Here is a 15,878-nt window from a genome sequence, read left to right on the forward strand (position 1 = left end):
CCGGAAGGCGTTGAAATGGTCATGCCAGGTGATAACATCCAGATGACGGTCAAGCTGATTGCGCCGATCGCCATGGAAGAAGGTCTGCGCTTCGCGATTCGTGAAGGTGGTCGTACCGTCGGCGCCGGCGTCGTTGCCAAGATCATCGAGTAATTGCTCTTTTGAAAAACCCGGGGCGGCAAGCTTGCTGCCCCATCGCTCTTTTGGAAGCCAAAAAATGCAAAGCCAAAAAATCCGTATCCGTCTGAAGGCCTTTGACTATCGTCTGATCGATCAGTCTGCTCAGGAGATCGTTGAAACTGCCAAGCGTACCGGTGCCGTCGTTCGTGGCCCGGTGCCGTTGCCGACCCGCAAACAACGTTTTGACATCCTGCGTTCGCCGCACGTTAACAAGGCTTCCCGTGATCAGCTCGAGATTCGTACCCATCTGCGTTTGATGGATATCGTTGATCCGACCGACAAAACGGTAGATGCGCTGATGAAGCTGGATCTGCCGGCTGGCGTAGACGTCGAAATCAAGTTGCAGTAATTGTAGTATTGCGGATATAATCCGCGCCTTTCGGGGGTGGCCGGCAACGGTTGCCCATTTGTTGTTTTACATCGACCGGCCAATCGCAGCCGGCGATGAGGAGAATAACCATGAGTCTAGGCCTTGTTGGTCGCAAGGTTGGCATGACTCGCATTTTTGCTGAAGATGGCGCGTCCATCCCGGTAACTGTGCTTGACGTGTCAAACAACCGCGTGACCCAAGTAAAAACGCCGGAGATCGATGGCTACGCAGCCATTCAGGTCGCATTCGGCCAGCGCCGTGCCTCTCGTGTTTCCAAGCCCCTGGCTGGCCATCTGGCCAAGGCAGGTGTGGAAGCCGGGCATGTGCTCAAGGAATTCCAGATCGATGCTGATCAACTTGCTTCTTTCAAGGCGGGCGATCAAGTGGCTGTCACTATTTTTGCTGAAGGGCAAAAAGTCGATGTGTCCGGCACTTCTATCGGTAAGGGTTTTCAGGGCGGCATTAAGCGTCACAATTTCAGTTCCAATCGTGCTACTCACGGTAACTCGCTGTCGCATAACGCGCCGGGTTCCATTGGTATGGCGCAGGATCCCGGTCGTGTTTTCCCGGGTAAGCGCATGGCTGGTCACATGGGTGATGTGCAGTCCACGATGCAGGGTTTGACCATCGTTCGCGTTGATGCAGAACGTCAGTTATTGTTGGTGCGCGGTGCAGTGCCGGGTTCCAAGGGTTCTGATGTCGTCGTGCGTCCGGCAGTCAAGGCTTAAGGGGGCGACATGGAACTTAAGGTTATTAATGAACAGGGTCTGGAAGCTGCTAAGTTGCAGGCTTCGGATTTGCTGTTTGGGCGTGAATTCAATGAGGCGCTAGTTCATCAGCTCGTCGTGGCCTATCAGGCTAACGGTCGCTCAGCTGATAGCAAGCAGAAGGATCGTTCGGAAGTTCGTCATACCACCACCAAGCCGTGGCGTCAGAAGGGTACTGGTCGTGCTCGCGCTGGTAGCAACGGTAGCCCGTTGTGGCGTGGGGGTGGTCGCATCTTCCCGAACTCTCCCGAGCAGAATTACAGCCAAAAGGTTAACAAGAAGATGTTCCGCGCCGGTATGGCAGCGATTCTCTCCGAGTTGGCTCGCCAGGATCGTCTGGTGGTGGTTGATGATATTGCTGTGGATGCGCCGAAGACCAAGTTGTTCTCGCAAAAGCTAAAGAGTATGGGTCTCGAGGGCAACCTCTTGGTTATTACTGATGCGTTGAACGAAAACCTGTACCTTTCTTCGCGTAATCTGCCCAATGTTCTGGTGCTCGAGGCACAAGAGGCTGACCCGGTTTCGCTGGTTCGCTTCGCCAAGGTGCTGGTCACCAAGAGCGCGATCGCCAAGTTCGAGGAGATGTGGGGATGAATCAACAACGTCTGATGCAGGTGCTGTTGGCGCCGCAAATCTCCGAAAAGGCAACCTACGTTGCCGAGAAAAATAACCAGGTTATTTTTCGCGTCGCCAGTGATGCAACCAAGCCGGAAATTAAATCTGCCGTTGAGTTGCTGTTCAAGGTCGAAGTTGACTCTGTTCAGGTTGCAAACGTCAAAGGCAAGGTCAAGCGCTTCAAGGGCGCAACCGGTCGTCGTAAGGGTTGGAAGAAGGCTTATGTCTGCTTGAAGGCTGGCCAGGAAATCAACTTTGTTGAAGGGGGGAATGCCTAATGGCACTCGTTAAAGTCAAGCCGACTTCCCCCGGCCGTCGTGCCGTGGTTCAGGTCGTCAATGCTCATCTGCATAAGGGCAAGCCATTCGCGGCGTTGGTCGAATCGCAATCAAAGAATGCCGGTCGCAATAACAACGGTCGCATTACCGTGCGCCACCAGGGTGGTGGGCACAAGCAAGCGTATCGCGTTATTGATTTCAAGCGGACCAAGGACGGCATCCCGGCCAAGGTTGAACGTCTGGAATACGACCCGAATCGCACCGCGAACATTGCACTCGTCTGTTATGCGGACGGTGAGCGTCGTTACATCATTGCCAACAAGGGCATGGTGGTTGGTCAGCAGATCATGAGCGGTTCCGAGGCGCCAATCAAGTTGGGCAATGCATTGCCGATTCGCAATATTCCGGTCGGTACGACGATTTGTTGCGTTGAAATGCTGCCGGGCAAAGGTGCGCAAATCTCCCGGTCGGCTGGTACGTCGGTGCAGTTGCTGGCTCGCGAAGGTACTTATGCCCAGATTCGTTTGCGCTCCGGTGAGGTTCGTCGGGTTCATGTCGAATGCCGCGCTACGATTGGTGAGGTTGGTAACGAAGAAAACAACTTGCGCAAGTTTGGCAAGGCCGGCGCGATGCGCTGGCGTGGTATTCGTCCGACGGTCCGTGGTACTGCAATGAACCCGGTCGATCACCCGCATGGTGGTGGTGAAGGCAAAACTGGCGAAGGTCGTGTGCCGGTTAATCCGTGGGGTCAGCCTACCAAGGGTTACCGCACCCGCAGCAACAAGCGCACGAACAGCATGATCGTTCAGCGCCGTCACAAGCGTTAAGGGGTAGGAAATGGGACGTTCTCTCAAAAAGGGCCCGTTTATTGATGCGCATCTGATCGACAAAGTCGAAGCAGTTCGCGCCACCAATGACAAGCGCCCGATCAAGACCTGGTCGCGTCGTTCGACAATCCTCCCCGAGTTTATCGGCCTGACGATTGCGGTCCACAATGGTAAGCAGCATATTCCGGTGTTTGTCACCGAAAATATGGTCGGACACAAGCTTGGCGAGTTTTCGCTGACCCGGACGTTCAAGGGTCACACCGCCGGCAAAAAGGCCAAGAAGTAAGGAGCTGACATGGAAACTCGTGCAAGTCTGCGAGGCGTACGCCTCTCTGCGCAAAAGGGCCGCTTGGTTGCGGATCTGGTGCGCGGCAAGCCGGTTGGTCAGGCTCTAAACATCCTGGCTTTTTCCCCGAAGAAGGGGGCCGTTATCGTTAAAAAGGTGCTGGAGTCGGCTATTGCCAACGCTGAGCACAACGACGGTGCCGATATCGACGAACTGAAGGTAAAAGTCATTTACGTCGAAAAAGGCATGGTGCTTAAGCGCTTTACTGCGCGCGCCAAGGGTCGTGGCAATCGGATCGTCAAGCCGACCTGTCACATCTATCTGACCGTTGGTAACTAAGGAAGAGCCATGGGACAGAAAATTCATCCGACTGGCTTCCGTCTAGCCGTCACTAAAAACTGGAGTTCGCGCTGGTTTGCCAACAGCAAAGACTTTCCTGGCATGTTGCAGGAAGACGTCAAGGTTCGTGAGTATCTCAAGCGCAAGCTGGCTCATGCCTCAGTTGGGCGCGTACTGATCGAGCGCCCGGCGAAAAATGCTCGTGTTACCATCTATTCCGCCCGTCCGGGTGTGGTTATTGGTAAAAAGGGTGAGGATATTGAGCAACTTCGTACGGATCTTCAGCGCATCATGGGCGTTCCCGTTCATGTGTCGATTGAGGAAATTCGTAAGCCGGAAATTGATGCTCAGTTGATCGCCGACTCTATTGCTCAACAGCTCGAAAAGCGCATCATGTTCCGTCGTGCCATGAAGCGTGCGATGCAGAATGCGATGCGTCTTGGTGCTCAGGGTATCAAGGTCATGAGTGCAGGTCGTCTGAACGGTGCCGAAATCGCTCGTAGCGAGTGGTATCGCGAGGGTCGCGTACCGCTTCATACGCTGCGTGCTGATATTGATTATGCAACGTCTGAAGCGCTGACTACCTACGGTATTATTGGTATCAAGGTTTGGGTCTACAAGGGCGATATGCTTGATCGTAACGAGCAGCCTGCTGTTGAAGAGCCAGCGGCTGATGACCGCCGGCAGCGTCGCAATCCGGGTAAGCCGGAAGGCGATAAGCCACGCACTCGCACGGTCAAAAAGGCCGATGGTGATGCGCCGGCAAAGCGCGGCGTAAGAAAGGCAGGTGCTTAACATGATGCAACCGAATCGTCGCAAGTTCCGTAAGGAGCACAAGGGACGTAACGAAGGTCTGGCGACTCGTGGCACCAAGGTATCGTTTGGTGAGTGGGGCCTCAAGGCGACCGGGCGTGGTCGTTTGACGGCGCGTCAGATTGAAGCTGCTCGTCGTGCGATGACCCGCCATATCAAGCGTGGTGGTCGCATCTGGATCCGTATTTTCCCGGACAAACCGGTTTCCAAAAAGCCGGCAGAAGTTCGTATGGGTAACGGTAAGGGCAATCCTGAGTATTGGGTTGCTGAAATTCAGCCGGGTAAAGTTCTTTACGAGATGGATGGCGTGAATGAAGCGCTGGCACGCGAGGCATTTGCCCTTGCTGCTGCCAAGTTGCCTATTTCCACCACCTTCGTGACTCGTCATCTGGGGTAATCATGAAAGCTAGTGAACTGAGAACCAAGAGCGTGGACGAGCTCAATAAGGAATTGCTGGATCTGCTGAAGGCGCAATTTGGCCTGCGTATGCAAATTGCTACGCAACAGCTGTCCAACACCAGCCAAATGTCCAAGGTGCGTCGTGACATCGCTCGCGTTCGTACTCTCATCCGTGAAAAGGCGGTGCAGCAATGAGCGAAGCCTCCAGCATCAAGCGTACGCTGATTGGTCGCGTGGTTAGCGACAAGATGGAAAAGACGGTTACCGTCCTGGTCGAACGTAAGGTCAAGCACCCGATGTACGGTAAGGTTATGGTCCGCTCTAAGAAATACAGCGCACATAATGAAGCTAACGTAGCCAAAGCCGGTGACTTGGTGGAAATCGTCGAAACCCGTCCGGTTTCGAAGACCAAGGCTTGGGCTGTAACTACTGTTCTGGAAAAAGCTATCGTCGTCTGACGATTATTTTCCAAATGCTTGCGTAGTCAGTAAAGAAGCCGGTATAATCCGGCTTCTTTTTTGCAAACACCTAAAATGGTGTTTGGCAAAATTGTTCGACCCGTACGGGTTCCAAGACTGACCGCGCAGCGGATTAAGTTGGAGTTTACTTAAATGATTCAGATGCAAACGACGCTGGACGTCGCCGATAATACCGGCGCCCGTTCAGTTATGTGTATCAAGGTGCTTGGTGGTTCGAAGCGTCGCTATGCTGGCATTGGTGATGTTATCAAGGTTAGCATCAAGGATGCGGCGCCGCGTGGTCGCGTTAAGAAGGGTGATGTCTATAACGCCGTGGTGGTTCGTACCGCCAAGGGTGTGCGTCGTCCGGATGGCTCCCTGGTGCGCTTTGATGGTAATGCCGCAGTTCTCCTCAACAACAAACTCGAGCCGATTGGCACGCGTATCTTTGGCCCGGTCACTCGCGAACTGCGTACCGAGCGCTTTATGAAGATCGTGTCCCTGGCTCCAGAAGTGCTGTAAGGAGAGCGTAATGGAAAAGATTCGCAAAGGCGACGAAGTCGTCGTTATTACTGGCAAAGATAAAGGCAAGCGCGGGACTGTTCTGCGCCGTGTCGATGACGAGCATCTGCTGGTCGAGGGCGTAAATCGCGCCAAAAAGCACGTGAAGCCGAACCCTATTAATGGTGTCCAAGGTGGCATCGTTGATAAGGACATGCCGATTCACATCTCCAATGTTGCGCTGTTCAATCCGGCGACTAAGAAGGCTGACCGTGTCGGCATCAAGTCTCTCGAGGATGGTCGCAAGGTTCGCGTGTTCAAGTCGAACGGCGAACTGGTGAACGCATAAGGGGTAGTCATGGCGCGTTTGCAGCAGTTTTATAAAGACACCGTCGTTGGCGAGTTGTCCAAGCAGTTCGGGTATAAGTCCGTAATGGAAGTTCCGCGTATCACAAAGATCACACTGAATATGGGTGTTGGTGAGGCGGTAGCTGACAAAAAGGTTCTTGAGAATGCGGTTGGCGATATGCAGAAAATCGCTGGTCAAAAGCCCGTTACTACTAAAGCCCGGACTTCCATCGCTGGTTTCAAGATTCGTGATGGTTATCCAATCGGTTGTATGGTCACGCTTCGCGGTCCTCGCATGTTCGAGTTCCTTGATCGTCTGGTGACTATTGCGTTGCCGCGTGTTCGCGACTTCCGTGGTGTGGCTGGTAAGGGCTTTGATGGCCAAGGCAACTACAACATGGGTGTTAAAGAGCAGATCATCTTCCCGGAAATCGAATACGACAAGATCGATGCTCTCCGCGGGATGAATATCAGTATCACGACGACCGCGAAAAATGATGCAGAGGCTAAGGCCCTGCTGACCGCGTTCAAGTTCCCGTTCAAGAATTGAGGCAATCATGGCAAAACTTGCTCTGATCAATCGTGAAGAAAAGCGCCGCAAGATGGTTGCGCAGTACGCCAAAAAGCGCGCAGCCCTTGAGGCCGTCTTCAATAACGTAAGCCTGTCGGACGAGGAGCGTTATGAAGCTCGTCTGAAGTTTCAGGCTTTGCCGCGCAATGCGAGTCCATCCCGTCTGCGCAATCGCTGCGCCCTGACCGGTCGTCCGCGTGGCGTTTTTCGTAAATTCGGTCTGTGTCGTCACAAGATCCGTGAGCTCGCCTTCAACGGCGAAATTCCGGGTGTTGTGAAGGCCAGTTGGTAATAGGAGATACAGAATGGCTATGAGCGATCCTATCGCGGACATGCTGACCCGCATCCGCAACGCCCAGCTCGCCGAAAAGGCGTCTGTGTCCATGCCTTCTTCCAAGTTGAAAGTGGCTATTGCCGCAGTGCTTAAGGATGAAGGTTACGTTGATGAATTCGCTGTTCGCAAGTCAGATGATGGCAAAGCGGCTCTCGAAATCGTGCTCAAGTATTATGCTGGGCGCCCGGTTATCGAGCGTATCGAACGCATCTCCAAGCCTGGTCTGCGCATCTACAAGGGTGCTGAAGACATTCCTCGTGTCATGAACGGTTTGGGTGTGGCCATCGTGTCAACCCCGAAGGGTGTCATGACCGATCGCAAAGCGCGCGCTTCCCGTGTTGGTGGCGAAGTTCTTTGCATCGTGGCCTAAGGAGCGAAGCACTATGTCTCGTGTAGGTAAAAATCCAATCGTGCTGCCGGCAGGCGTTGAAATCAGCGTCGCCGACCAGATCGTCGTCAAGGGGCCTTTGGGTACCCTGAAGATGGCCGCGAATCCCGCTGTCAAGGTTAGCCAGGAAGGCCAGAGTGTGGTCGTTTCCAAGGTTGAAGGCGTGGAAAACTCATCCGCCATGTGGGGCACCATGCGTGCTTGCATCAACAACATGGTGACTGGTGTTTCCAAGGGTTTCGAGCGCAAGTTGCAACTGGTCGGTGTGGGCTATCGCGCCCAGGCTCAGGGCGATGTCCTGAACCTCTCGCTTGGCTTTTCGCACCCGGTCGCACACAAAATGCCGGCTGGTGTAAAAGTTGAGTGTCCGACGCAAACCGAAGTCCTGATCAAGGGCGCGGACAAGCAACAAGTCGGTCAGGTTGCCGCCGAAGTTCGGGCGTATCGCAAACCGGAGCCTTATAAGGGCAAGGGCGTGCGTTACTCGGACGAAGTGGTGGTTATCAAGGAAACCAAGAAGAAGTAAGGGTGGCATATGTTTAACAAGAAACAAGCACGTTTGCGTCGTGCCCGCAAAACCCGGGCCAAAATCGCCGAGCTCAAGGCTGTGCGCTTGTGTATCAATCGTACGAACTGCCACATTTACGCTCAGATCATTTCGCCCTGCGGCGGCGTGGTGCTGGCTTCGGCTTCGACACTGGACAAGGGTGTTCGTGCCGATCTCGCCAATGGCGGTAACAAGGCGGCGGCCGCGATTGTTGGCAAGCTGATTGCTGAGCGTGCGAAAGCTGCTGGCGTCGAGCAGGTCGCATTTGATCGCTCCGGGCTGCAGTACCACGGTCGTGTTCAGGCGCTGGCGGAAGCCGCGCGTGAAGCCGGTCTGAAGTTCTGATCGCCGCGAAAGGAATAGGTTAGAAAATGGCTAAACCTGAAAGAAACAAGAAGCCCCAGCACGCAGAAGAGCGCGATGATGGCATGCGGGAGAAGATGGTTGCGGTCAACCGTGTCACCAAAGTGGTGAAGGGTGGTCGTATCCTCGGTTTCGCAGCGCTTACCGTTGTTGGTGACGGCGATGGCAGCATCGGCATGGGTAAGGGCAAGTCTCGTGAAGTGCCTGTCGCTGCACAAAAGGCGATGGACGAAGCGCGTCGCAAGATGGCCAAGGTCAGTCTGAAGAATGGTACGGTTCATCACACCGTTATGGGACGTCACGGTGCAACTACTGTGATGATTCAACCGGCTCCCGAAGGCACGGGCATCATCGCGGGCGGCGCAATGCGTGCTGTTTTCGAAGTTGTTGGTGTAACCAACGTGGTGGCTAAGGCCCATGGCTCGACCAATCCTTACAACATCGTTCGTGCGACTATCGACGGCTTGTTGAAAGTGAATACGCCGGCTGAGATTGCTGCAAAGCGTGGCCTCTCTGTTGAACAGATCACGGGGTAACTCATGGCTGACAAAAAAATCAAAGTGACGCTCGTCAAGAGCGTCATCGGCACCAAGCAGGACCACCGCGCCACTGTGCGTGGCTTGGGTCTGCGTAAGCTGAATAGCTCCTCTGAATTGGTCGATACGCCTTGCGTTCGCGGCATGATTCAGAAGGTTCAGTATCTCGTCAAGGTCGAGGGCTAATCCATGCGTCTGAATACCATCAAGCCTGCTGAAGGTTCCAAGAAGGCAGCCAAGCGTGTTGGTCGGGGTATCGGTTCCGGCTTGGGCAAAACTTGCGGTCGCGGTCATAAGGGACAGAAGTCTCGTTCTGGCGGCTTCCACAAGGTTGGTTTCGAAGGCGGTCAGATGCCTTTGCAACGGCGTTTGCCGAAGCGCGGCTTCAATTCGCTGACCCGCGCGCGCAACTATGAGATTCGCCTTACCGATCTCGAGCGTCTGCCCGTAGATGAGGTAGATTTGCTCGTTTTGCAAGCTGCGGGTATCGTCCCGGGCAACGCGTTGTCGGCTAAGGTGATTCTCTCGGGGGAAATTTCCCGTAAGGTTGTCCTCAAAGGCGTGGGCGCTACCAAGGGCGCGAAGGCTGCTATTGAAGCAGTCGGCGGCTCGGTCGCCGAGTAAGTAAGGAAAGGTTAGAACGTTGGCTGCAAATCCGAATACCGTTGGTAAGGGTGGGAAGTTTGGCGATCTGAAGCGCAGGCTTTTGTTTTTGCTTGGCGCACTGGTCGTTTATCGTCTTGGTGCCCATATTCCCGTGCCCGGTATCGATCCCAACGTTCTGGCCGATCTTTTCAATTCGCAGCAGGGCGGCATTCTTGGCATGTTCAACATGTTCTCGGGTGGAGCCTTGTCGCGATTCACAATTTTTGCATTGGGGATCATGCCCTATATTTCGGCATCGATCATCATGCAATTGATGAGCGTTGCCAGTCCTCAGCTCGAAGCCCTTAAAAAGGAAGGCGAGGCAGGACGGCGCAAGATTACACAGTACACCCGGTACGGAACGGTTGTGCTGGCTTTGTTTCAGGGTATCGGTATCGCTGTTGCGCTTGAAGCGCAGGCGGGCTTGGTTAACGATCCGGGTTTCCTGTTTCGCCTGACAACGGTTTCCACGCTGCTGACTGGCACGATGTTTTTGATGTGGCTGGGGGAGCAGATTACCGAGCGTGGTATCGGTAACGGCATTTCGATTATTATTTTCGGTGGCATCATCGCTGGACTGCCTAGCGCAATTGGTGGTCTGCTTGAGTTGGTTCGAACTGGAGCGATGCATCCATTGACCGCTATCGTAATCTGCGTTCTTGTCGCAGTGGTTACCGCCTTTGTTGTCTTTGTTGAGCGCGGTCAACGGAAGATTCTCGTGAATTACGCCAAGCGCCAGGTTGGCAATAAGGTGTACGGCGGACAGAGTTCGCACTTGCCGCTCAAACTGAATATGGCAGGTGTCATTCCACCAATTTTCGCTTCCTCAATCATTCTTTTCCCCGCGACATTAGCCGGTTGGTTTGGCTCGGGTGAATCCATGACATGGTTGAAAGATTTTGCTGCAGTATTGTCGCCAGGTCAGCCGATCTACGTGATGTTGTACGCTGCAGCGATCGTTTTCTTTTGTTTCTTCTATACGGCCCTTGTGTTCAACTCCAAGGAAACAGCTGATAACTTGAAGAAAAGTGGTGCGTTCGTCCCCGGTATTCGTCCTGGTGAACAAACAGCCCGGTACATCGACAAGATTTTGATGCGTCTAACCTTGATTGGTGCCGGTTACATCACCTTGGTTTGTTTGCTGCCCGAATTTTTGATTCTGAAGTGGAACGTTCCGTTCTACTTTGGAGGCACCTCATTGCTCATTATCGTTGTGGTTACTATGGATTTCATGTCACAAGTTCAGGCTTATGTCATGTCCCACCAGTATGAAAGTCTCTTGAAGAAAGCAAACTTCAAGGGTGCCCCGATGATTAAATAGGCAAGATGGCGAAAGACGACTCTGTCGATGTGCGCGGTGAGGTCATCGAAAATCTCCCGAATGCAACTTTCAAAGTCAGGCTGGAAAACGGACATATCGCTCTTTGGGTTGTTTTCGCATGGGTTTGCATGAGTTAGATGCGAATTTGGCTAGGGAAGACAGTTACAAGTGCAATTGACTCCGTATGATTTAAGCAAGGCCCGAATCGTTCTTCGGGTCAAGTAAAAGTTCTCTACGCAATAAACCGCAGGGCAAGGAATCACGGCTGCTTCCGAGCTCTCGCAGACGAGGAGTGAAACATGAAAGTGCAACCTTCAGTGAAGCGCGTTTGTCGCAATTGCAAGGTGATCCGTCGCAAAGGCGTTGTTCGCGTCATTTGCAAGGATCCGCGTCACAAGCAGCGGCAGGGTTAATTCCTGACGAATTTATTCGTTAATTTTAGAAATGTTGGAGTGAGTCAATGGCCCGTATTGCAGGGGTAAACATTCCGAACCATCAGCATGCCTGTATCGCCCTCACGGCGATTTATGGCATCGGCCGTACCCGCGCACAGAAAATCTGTGATGCGGCTGGCGTTGGTCGTACCACGAAAATGAAGGACCTTTCCGATACGGAAATGGACCGTCTGCGTGATGAAGTAGCAAAGTTCACCGTTGAAGGTGATCTGCGTCGCGAAGTCACAATGAATATCAAGCGCCTGATGGACCTCGGTTGTTACCGTGGTTTGCGTCACCGCAAGGGCTTGCCCTGCCGCGGTCAGCGTACCAAAACCAATGCACGTACCCGCAAGGGCCCGCGCAAGGCCATCGCTGGTAAGAAGTAATAGGGACTGAACATGGCTAAAACTGCTACCAAAGTTCGCAAAAAGGTAAAGAAGAACGTTGCCGAGGGCATTGCTCACATTCACGCTTCGTTCAACAACACCATCATCACCATCACCGATCGTCAGGGCAACGCGCTGTCATGGGCAACATCCGGCGGTGCCGGCTTCCGCGGTTCGCGTAAGTCCACCCCGTTTGCTGCTCAAGTCGCCGCTGAAGCAGCTGGCAAGGTTGCACAGGAATGTGGCGTTAAAAATCTGGAAGTGCGCATCAAGGGCCCAGGCCCGGGCCGCGAGTCTTCTGTTCGTGCGCTCAACGCGCTGGGCATGAAAATTACCGCGATTTCCGACGTGACGCCGGTTCCGCACAACGGTTGCCGTCCGCCCAAGAAGCGCCGCATCTAAGGAGAAAGACAAGTGGCTCGTAATCTCGATCCGAAATGCCGTCAGTGCCGCCGCGAAGGCGAAAAGCTGTTCCTGAAGGGCGAAAAGTGTTTTACCGATAAATGCGCTATTGAGCGCCGTGCTTATGCCCCTGGCCAGCATGGCCAGAAGTCAGGTGCACGTCTTTCAGACTATGGCGTTCACTTGCGCGCTAAGCAAAAAATCCGTCGCGTTTATGGCGTATTGGAAGGTCAGTTCCGTCGTACTTTTGCGGAAGCTGATCGTCGCAAGGGCCAGACCGGTGAAAACCTGTTGCAGTTGCTTGAAGCTCGCCTGGACTCCGTTGCTTACCGTATGGGCTTTGGTGCTTCGCGCACTGAATCCCGCCAGATCGTTCGTCACAATGGCGTTCTGGTTAACGGCAAGCGCGTTAACATTCCGTCGTACTTGGTGAAGCCTGGCGATGTTGTCCAGTTGACCGACCGTTCCCGTGCTTCCTTGCGCTGTAAGGCCGCACTGGAAGCAGCTGAGTCCCGCGGGTTCCCGGAGTGGATTTCTGTCGATGTCAAGGAAGGCAAGGGCACGTTCAAAGCTATGCCGCAACGTTCGGAGTTGCCGGCAACCCTGAACGAAGGCCTGGTCATCGAACTTTATTCGAAGTAACCCGCAAGCAGAGGAATCAAGCCCATGCAAAGCAGTGGACTTCTCAAGCCACGCATCATCGACGTACAGAGTGTTTCGCCGGTAGAAGCCAAAGTGGTCATGGAGCCGTTTGAACGCGGTTTCGGACATACTCTTGGTAACGCCTTGCGCCGCATTTTGTTGTCATCGATGCCTGGCTACGCACCGACGGAAGTGTCCATCGACGGCGTGTTGCACGAATACTCGACCATTGACGGTGTTCAGGAGGATGTCGTTGACATCCTCTTGAATCTGAAAGGGATCGTTTTCAAGCTTCACAATCGCGATGTCGTCACCCTGAAGCTGGCAAAGGAAGGCGAGGGCGTGATCCGTGCTGGCGATATCGATTTGCCGCACGACGTCGAAATCATCAATCCGGAGCACGTCATTGCTCACCTGTCGACCAACGGCAAATTGTCGATGGAAATCAAGGTTGAAAAAGGTCGGGGTTATGTCCCCGGCAATGTTCGCAACCTGGGTGATGCCAAGACGATTGGGCAATTGGTGCTGGACGCTTCGTTCAGTCCCGTTCGCCGTGTGGCTTATTCGGTTGAAAATGCACGCGTCGAGCAGCGTACCGACTTGGACAAGCTGATTGTTGATATCGAAACCAATGGTGTTGTCGAACCGGAGGAAGCCATTCGTTATGCAGCACGCGTTTTGATCGAACAGTTGTCGGTCTTTGCCGATCTTGAAGGTACTGCTCCAGTGGCAGAGGCTTCGAAGCCTGCACAGGTTGACCCGGTGTTGTTGCGCCCGGTAGATGATCTCGAATTGACAGTACGTTCTGCGAACTGTCTTAAGGCCGAGAATATTTATTACATCGGCGATCTGATCCAGCGTACTGAAAACGAATTGCTCAAGACCCCCAACCTGGGTCGCAAATCGCTGAATGAAATCAAGGAAGTTCTTGCCGCGCGTGGGCTCACGCTTGGCATGAAACTGGATAATTGGCCGCCCGCCGGTCTAGATAAGGCGTAAGCCTTTTCTCGACCAGGGTTGTCAAGGGACGCCTGCAGAACATAGAAAGGATTAACCATGCGTCACCGCAATGGACTTCGCAAACTTAACCGTACCAGCAGCCATCGTTTGGCGATGCTGCGCAACATGACCGTTTCCCTGCTCCGTCACGAGGCTATCAAAACCACGTTGCCGAAAGCCAAGGAACTGCGTCGCGTTGTTGAGCCGATGATCACACTAGGACGTAACCCGACGCTCGCTAACAAGCGTCTGGCTTTCGACCGTTTGCGCGATCGTGAAATCGTCGTTAAGCTGTTCGCCGAAATTGGGCCACGTTACGCTACTCGTCCGGGTGGCTACCTGCGTATTCTGAAGTGTGGCTTCCGTGTTGGCGACAACGCACCGATGGCTTTCGTGGAACTTGTTGATCGTCCAGAACTGACAGAAGCTGTGGAAGTTGCAGACGAAGCTGGTGAATAATCAGCAATCGTGAGTTTTTAAAAAGGCCGGATATTTATCCGGCCTTTTTTTATTCTTGATTTATCCGAGGTGATCGAGCGAGGCTTAGGGGCAGTCGATAATCATCAAGGAAACATCATCCGCTGCACTATTGCTGCCAAGGTGCGTGGCTAGTGCTTTTTCTAGCGCTGGAAACCTGTTTTCTGGTGACGTGTTGGCGATGGCCGCTAGAACACCTTCCGGACCAAATTGTTTTCCCTGTGCATTTTCTGCCTCCAGGAGGCCGTCGGAATACATGAGTAGCTGGCTTTCCTTTGCCCATTCGAAGGTTTCGGGCCGGCATTCGATGTCGCGGCTATCCAGAATTCCTAAAGCAAGATTGTCGGAGCGGAAATGCCTGGCAGGATGTCCCCAGCGATCAATGATCAAGGCTTCCGGCGTCCCTCCGACCCATATTTCGCCAATCAGGCTGAGTTCATCCAGGCACACGATGGTTGCGGCGACAAAGCGCCCAACCGGAATTGATTCCCTTAGCTGTTGATTCATCTCGATAACAAGTTCTGTAATCGAACGATTCAGGCGAGTCATTCGATAAAACAATGCCAGTACCGGGAGGACGCTTATTGCCGCTGGCAGCCCGTGGCCGGTGGCATCTGCCAAAAGCGCATAAAATCGACCCTCGGGAGAGCGGGATGCCGCAACAATATCACCACTGAAGTTTTCAGTCGCCATCACCCGATAACGAATCCGGGGATCATCAAGGCCAGGACGATGCAGTTGCTTTTCCATCAAACGGAGCGCGAGTTGTTGCTCTGTCTGGTTATGATCAAAGTAGATCTGCAACTGTTTCGCATTCTCTTGAAGTTTCAACTCGGCAGCCTTACGTTCCGAGATATCGCGAATGACACTGACGAACAGTTTTTCGGCATCGATTTTTACCTCGGATACGCCGATTTCGACTGGAAATTTTCGCCCATTGCCATGCTGGGCAAAGGCTTCCCGCTCCATACCTTGTGCTGATGTATGTTTCGCCAGTTGCTCCAGAAAACGGCCGCTTACTTTGTCCTTGCTTGCGCCAGGTAGAAGTATGGAAATGTGTTGGCCGGTCATCTCTTCTGCGGTGCGTCCAAAAATGCGCGACGTAGCGTGGTTGACCGTGAGAATCGAACCATTGCTATCTGATGTGACGATAGCATCGAGCACATTGTCTGAAATTGCTTGCAAACGTTCGAAAGCGATCGTGGCACTTTGCTGCAAGGCCAACGAACGTTGCATGGAACGCAGTTTTGCCTCCAGCACGACGAAGTTGATTGGCTTAGTCAGGTAGTCGTCGGCACCCGCCTCAAGACCTTCGACCAGGTTTTCATCGCGATTCAGGGCCGATAGGAAAATGATCGGTACCCATTTCCCCTGGCTGCCGGCTTTGATGCGGCGAGCCGCTTCAAAACCATCCATCACTGGCATCATGATGTCGAGCAGTATGAGATCCGGGCGCTCCTGCTCGAACCGTTGAACTGCAATTTCTCCATTCTCCGCAAGAATAACGTCGTGACCAAGCTTCTTCAGGAAGACCTGCAGAATGTGCAGGTTGGTTCGATTGTCGTCTACTGCGAGAACGCGAATTTTGTTGAATGCGCTAGTCATCGTTAGTTGTATTTTTCGTCGGAAGCAGTCTATCAACTCTGGCG

29 protein-coding genes and 2 pseudogenes are annotated in these 15,878 nt (G+C 53.4%); 30 read left to right on the forward strand and 1 reads right to left on the reverse strand.

Translation table 11 applies throughout. The annotated features are described in order from the left end of the window. From tuf to rplQ, 30 genes and pseudogenes are all read left to right on the forward strand, one after another. A pseudogene (gene tuf, locus RCI20_RS11170) lies at window positions 1-153 on the forward strand (elongation factor Tu); the annotation flags it as partial. Window positions 154-217: 64 nt separating this feature from the next. Then, entirely contained in the window at window positions 218-529 is a 312-nt protein-coding gene (gene rpsJ / locus RCI20_RS11175) for a 30S ribosomal protein S10 (protein ID WP_028994183.1), read from the forward strand. A gap of 110 nt (window positions 530-639) precedes the next feature. Then, a complete protein-coding gene (rplC, locus tag RCI20_RS11180) occupies window positions 640-1,278 on the forward strand; it encodes a 50S ribosomal protein L3 (RefSeq protein WP_306605495.1) in 639 nt (212 codons plus the stop codon). Window positions 1,279-1,287: 9 nt separating this feature from the next. Beyond that, complete coding sequence (gene rplD / locus RCI20_RS11185) at window positions 1,288-1,911, forward strand: 50S ribosomal protein L4 (RefSeq protein ID WP_306605497.1); 624 nt, start codon at window positions 1,288-1,290, stop codon at window positions 1,909-1,911. After that, window positions 1,908-2,210, forward strand: a complete 303-nt coding sequence (gene rplW / locus RCI20_RS11190) for a 50S ribosomal protein L23 (RefSeq protein WP_306605499.1) — start codon at window positions 1,908-1,910, stop codon at window positions 2,208-2,210. The genes rplD and rplW overlap by 4 nt, the downstream gene beginning before the upstream one ends. Further along, window positions 2,210-3,037, forward strand: a complete 828-nt coding sequence (gene rplB, locus RCI20_RS11195) for a 50S ribosomal protein L2 (protein ID WP_306605501.1) — start codon at window positions 2,210-2,212, stop codon at window positions 3,035-3,037. The genes rplW and rplB overlap by 1 nt, the downstream gene beginning before the upstream one ends. Before the next feature lie 10 nt (window positions 3,038-3,047). After that, window positions 3,048-3,323: a 30S ribosomal protein S19 gene (rpsS, locus tag RCI20_RS11200; protein ID WP_076091637.1), complete on the forward strand. Its 276-nt coding sequence runs from the start codon at window positions 3,048-3,050 to the stop codon at window positions 3,321-3,323. Between the two features lie 9 nt (window positions 3,324-3,332). After that, window positions 3,333-3,662, forward strand: a complete 330-nt coding sequence (gene rplV / locus RCI20_RS11205) for a 50S ribosomal protein L22 (RefSeq protein ID WP_306605504.1) — start codon at window positions 3,333-3,335, stop codon at window positions 3,660-3,662. 9 nt (window positions 3,663-3,671) lie between these two features. Then, window positions 3,672-4,457 carry a 30S ribosomal protein S3 gene (gene rpsC, locus RCI20_RS11210; protein WP_306605506.1) on the forward strand — a complete coding sequence of 262 codons (786 nt, stop codon included), beginning with the start codon at window positions 3,672-3,674 and terminating at the stop codon, window positions 4,455-4,457. A gap of 1 nt (window position 4,458) precedes the next feature. Then, window positions 4,459-4,872: a 50S ribosomal protein L16 gene (rplP, locus tag RCI20_RS11215; RefSeq protein WP_306605509.1), complete on the forward strand. Its 414-nt coding sequence runs from the start codon at window positions 4,459-4,461 to the stop codon at window positions 4,870-4,872. A 2-nt stretch (window positions 4,873-4,874) separates the two neighbouring features. Further along, a complete protein-coding gene (rpmC, locus tag RCI20_RS11220) occupies window positions 4,875-5,069 on the forward strand; it encodes a 50S ribosomal protein L29 (RefSeq protein WP_306605510.1) in 195 nt (64 codons plus the stop codon). Further along, the gene (gene rpsQ, locus RCI20_RS11225) at window positions 5,066-5,332 is read left to right on the forward strand and encodes a 30S ribosomal protein S17 (protein ID WP_306605512.1); all 267 of its coding nucleotides are present in this window, start codon (window positions 5,066-5,068) and stop codon (window positions 5,330-5,332) included. The genes rpmC and rpsQ overlap by 4 nt, the downstream gene beginning before the upstream one ends. Before the next feature lie 153 nt (window positions 5,333-5,485). Continuing rightward, on the forward strand, window positions 5,486-5,854 hold the full coding sequence (rplN, locus tag RCI20_RS11230; RefSeq protein ID WP_306605514.1) for a 50S ribosomal protein L14: 369 nt from the start codon (window positions 5,486-5,488) through the stop codon (window positions 5,852-5,854). A 10-nt stretch (window positions 5,855-5,864) separates the two neighbouring features. Beyond that, on the forward strand, window positions 5,865-6,182 hold the full coding sequence (gene rplX / locus RCI20_RS11235) for a 50S ribosomal protein L24 (RefSeq protein ID WP_306605516.1): 318 nt from the start codon (window positions 5,865-5,867) through the stop codon (window positions 6,180-6,182). Between the two features lie 9 nt (window positions 6,183-6,191). Further along, window positions 6,192-6,731 carry a 50S ribosomal protein L5 gene (gene rplE / locus RCI20_RS11240; RefSeq protein ID WP_306605518.1) on the forward strand — a complete coding sequence of 180 codons (540 nt, stop codon included), beginning with the start codon at window positions 6,192-6,194 and terminating at the stop codon, window positions 6,729-6,731. A 7-nt stretch (window positions 6,732-6,738) separates the two neighbouring features. Continuing rightward, entirely contained in the window at window positions 6,739-7,044 is a 306-nt protein-coding gene (gene rpsN, locus RCI20_RS11245; RefSeq protein WP_306605521.1) for a 30S ribosomal protein S14, read from the forward strand. 13 nt (window positions 7,045-7,057) lie between these two features. Further along, complete coding sequence (rpsH, locus tag RCI20_RS11250) at window positions 7,058-7,456, forward strand: 30S ribosomal protein S8 (RefSeq protein WP_306605523.1); 399 nt, start codon at window positions 7,058-7,060, stop codon at window positions 7,454-7,456. Window positions 7,457-7,469: 13 nt separating this feature from the next. Beyond that, window positions 7,470-8,000, forward strand: a complete 531-nt coding sequence (gene rplF, locus RCI20_RS11255) for a 50S ribosomal protein L6 (protein WP_306605525.1) — start codon at window positions 7,470-7,472, stop codon at window positions 7,998-8,000. A gap of 9 nt (window positions 8,001-8,009) precedes the next feature. Continuing rightward, a complete protein-coding gene (rplR, locus tag RCI20_RS11260; protein WP_306605527.1) occupies window positions 8,010-8,366 on the forward strand; it encodes a 50S ribosomal protein L18 in 357 nt (118 codons plus the stop codon). Between the two features lie 26 nt (window positions 8,367-8,392). After that, on the forward strand, window positions 8,393-8,920 hold the full coding sequence (gene rpsE, locus RCI20_RS11265) for a 30S ribosomal protein S5 (RefSeq protein ID WP_306605529.1): 528 nt from the start codon (window positions 8,393-8,395) through the stop codon (window positions 8,918-8,920). Window positions 8,921-8,923: 3 nt separating this feature from the next. After that, complete coding sequence (gene rpmD, locus RCI20_RS11270; RefSeq protein WP_306605531.1) at window positions 8,924-9,106, forward strand: 50S ribosomal protein L30; 183 nt, start codon at window positions 8,924-8,926, stop codon at window positions 9,104-9,106. Window positions 9,107-9,109: 3 nt separating this feature from the next. Beyond that, window positions 9,110-9,544, forward strand: a complete 435-nt coding sequence (rplO, locus tag RCI20_RS11275; RefSeq protein WP_306605533.1) for a 50S ribosomal protein L15 — start codon at window positions 9,110-9,112, stop codon at window positions 9,542-9,544. Window positions 9,545-9,563: 19 nt separating this feature from the next. Then, on the forward strand, window positions 9,564-10,886 hold the full coding sequence (secY, locus tag RCI20_RS11280) for a preprotein translocase subunit SecY (protein ID WP_306605535.1): 1,323 nt from the start codon (window positions 9,564-9,566) through the stop codon (window positions 10,884-10,886). 5 nt (window positions 10,887-10,891) lie between these two features. After that, window positions 10,892-11,111 (forward strand): annotated as a pseudogene (gene infA, locus RCI20_RS11285) (translation initiation factor IF-1). Window positions 11,112-11,185: 74 nt separating this feature from the next. Continuing rightward, on the forward strand, window positions 11,186-11,299 hold the full coding sequence (gene rpmJ / locus RCI20_RS11290) for a 50S ribosomal protein L36 (RefSeq protein ID WP_028994206.1): 114 nt from the start codon (window positions 11,186-11,188) through the stop codon (window positions 11,297-11,299). Window positions 11,300-11,346: 47 nt separating this feature from the next. Beyond that, on the forward strand, window positions 11,347-11,709 hold the full coding sequence (gene rpsM / locus RCI20_RS11295) for a 30S ribosomal protein S13 (RefSeq protein ID WP_306605538.1): 363 nt from the start codon (window positions 11,347-11,349) through the stop codon (window positions 11,707-11,709). A 12-nt stretch (window positions 11,710-11,721) separates the two neighbouring features. Then, the gene (rpsK, locus tag RCI20_RS11300) at window positions 11,722-12,111 is read left to right on the forward strand and encodes a 30S ribosomal protein S11 (protein WP_028994208.1); all 390 of its coding nucleotides are present in this window, start codon (window positions 11,722-11,724) and stop codon (window positions 12,109-12,111) included. Window positions 12,112-12,123: 12 nt separating this feature from the next. Further along, the gene (gene rpsD, locus RCI20_RS11305; protein WP_306605541.1) at window positions 12,124-12,753 is read left to right on the forward strand and encodes a 30S ribosomal protein S4; all 630 of its coding nucleotides are present in this window, start codon (window positions 12,124-12,126) and stop codon (window positions 12,751-12,753) included. A gap of 24 nt (window positions 12,754-12,777) precedes the next feature. Next, window positions 12,778-13,752, forward strand: coding sequence for a DNA-directed RNA polymerase subunit alpha (locus tag RCI20_RS11310; protein ID WP_306605543.1), 975 nt, complete (start codon window positions 12,778-12,780; stop codon window positions 13,750-13,752). A 57-nt stretch (window positions 13,753-13,809) separates the two neighbouring features. Further along, the gene (gene rplQ, locus RCI20_RS11315; RefSeq protein WP_306605545.1) at window positions 13,810-14,211 is read left to right on the forward strand and encodes a 50S ribosomal protein L17; all 402 of its coding nucleotides are present in this window, start codon (window positions 13,810-13,812) and stop codon (window positions 14,209-14,211) included. 84 nt (window positions 14,212-14,295) lie between these two features. Here rplQ and RCI20_RS11320 read toward each other — a convergent pair whose 3' ends face one another. Continuing rightward, complete coding sequence (locus RCI20_RS11320) at window positions 14,296-15,834, reverse strand: SpoIIE family protein phosphatase (RefSeq protein ID WP_306605547.1); 1,539 nt, start codon at window positions 15,832-15,834, stop codon at window positions 14,296-14,298. Between the last annotated feature and the right edge of the window lie 44 nt (window positions 15,835-15,878).

The sequence above is a fragment of the Azonexus sp. genome (genome assembly GCF_030824335.1).
GTDB lineage: Bacteria > Pseudomonadota > Gammaproteobacteria > Burkholderiales > Rhodocyclaceae > Azonexus.

Bases quoted from the DNA above. Each gene is read 5' to 3' on its own strand.
- rpsJ (WP_028994183.1), top strand. From the start codon at position 218: ATGCAAAGCCAAAAAATCCGTATCCGTCTGAAGGCCTTTGACTATCGT.
- rplC (WP_306605495.1), top strand. From the start codon at position 640: ATGAGTCTAGGCCTTGTTGGTCGCAAGGTTGGCATGACTCGCATTTTT.
- rplD (WP_306605497.1), top strand. From the start codon at position 1,288: ATGGAACTTAAGGTTATTAATGAACAGGGTCTGGAAGCTGCTAAGTTG.
- rplW (WP_306605499.1), top strand. From the start codon at position 1,908: ATGAATCAACAACGTCTGATGCAGGTGCTGTTGGCGCCGCAAATCTCC.
- rplB (WP_306605501.1), top strand. From the start codon at position 2,210: ATGGCACTCGTTAAAGTCAAGCCGACTTCCCCCGGCCGTCGTGCCGTG.
- rpsS (WP_076091637.1), top strand. From the start codon at position 3,048: ATGGGACGTTCTCTCAAAAAGGGCCCGTTTATTGATGCGCATCTGATC.
- rplV (WP_306605504.1), top strand. From the start codon at position 3,333: ATGGAAACTCGTGCAAGTCTGCGAGGCGTACGCCTCTCTGCGCAAAAG.
- rpsC (WP_306605506.1), top strand. From the start codon at position 3,672: ATGGGACAGAAAATTCATCCGACTGGCTTCCGTCTAGCCGTCACTAAA.
- rplP (WP_306605509.1), top strand. From the start codon at position 4,459: ATGATGCAACCGAATCGTCGCAAGTTCCGTAAGGAGCACAAGGGACGT.
- rpmC (WP_306605510.1), top strand. From the start codon at position 4,875: ATGAAAGCTAGTGAACTGAGAACCAAGAGCGTGGACGAGCTCAATAAG.
- rpsQ (WP_306605512.1), top strand. From the start codon at position 5,066: ATGAGCGAAGCCTCCAGCATCAAGCGTACGCTGATTGGTCGCGTGGTT.
- rplN (WP_306605514.1), top strand. From the start codon at position 5,486: ATGATTCAGATGCAAACGACGCTGGACGTCGCCGATAATACCGGCGCC.
- rplX (WP_306605516.1), top strand. From the start codon at position 5,865: ATGGAAAAGATTCGCAAAGGCGACGAAGTCGTCGTTATTACTGGCAAA.
- rplE (WP_306605518.1), top strand. From the start codon at position 6,192: ATGGCGCGTTTGCAGCAGTTTTATAAAGACACCGTCGTTGGCGAGTTG.
- rpsN (WP_306605521.1), top strand. From the start codon at position 6,739: ATGGCAAAACTTGCTCTGATCAATCGTGAAGAAAAGCGCCGCAAGATG.
- rpsH (WP_306605523.1), top strand. From the start codon at position 7,058: ATGGCTATGAGCGATCCTATCGCGGACATGCTGACCCGCATCCGCAAC.
- rplF (WP_306605525.1), top strand. From the start codon at position 7,470: ATGTCTCGTGTAGGTAAAAATCCAATCGTGCTGCCGGCAGGCGTTGAA.
- rplR (WP_306605527.1), top strand. From the start codon at position 8,010: ATGTTTAACAAGAAACAAGCACGTTTGCGTCGTGCCCGCAAAACCCGG.
- rpsE (WP_306605529.1), top strand. From the start codon at position 8,393: ATGGCTAAACCTGAAAGAAACAAGAAGCCCCAGCACGCAGAAGAGCGC.
- rpmD (WP_306605531.1), top strand. From the start codon at position 8,924: ATGGCTGACAAAAAAATCAAAGTGACGCTCGTCAAGAGCGTCATCGGC.
- rplO (WP_306605533.1), top strand. From the start codon at position 9,110: ATGCGTCTGAATACCATCAAGCCTGCTGAAGGTTCCAAGAAGGCAGCC.
- rpmJ (WP_028994206.1), top strand. From the start codon at position 11,186: ATGAAAGTGCAACCTTCAGTGAAGCGCGTTTGTCGCAATTGCAAGGTG.
- rpsM (WP_306605538.1), top strand. From the start codon at position 11,347: ATGGCCCGTATTGCAGGGGTAAACATTCCGAACCATCAGCATGCCTGT.
- rpsK (WP_028994208.1), top strand. From the start codon at position 11,722: ATGGCTAAAACTGCTACCAAAGTTCGCAAAAAGGTAAAGAAGAACGTT.
- RCI20_RS11310 (WP_306605543.1), top strand. From the start codon at position 12,778: ATGCAAAGCAGTGGACTTCTCAAGCCACGCATCATCGACGTACAGAGT.
- rplQ (WP_306605545.1), top strand. From the start codon at position 13,810: ATGCGTCACCGCAATGGACTTCGCAAACTTAACCGTACCAGCAGCCAT.
- RCI20_RS11320 (WP_306605547.1), bottom strand. From the start codon at position 15,834: ATGACTAGCGCATTCAACAAAATTCGCGTTCTCGCAGTAGACGACAAT.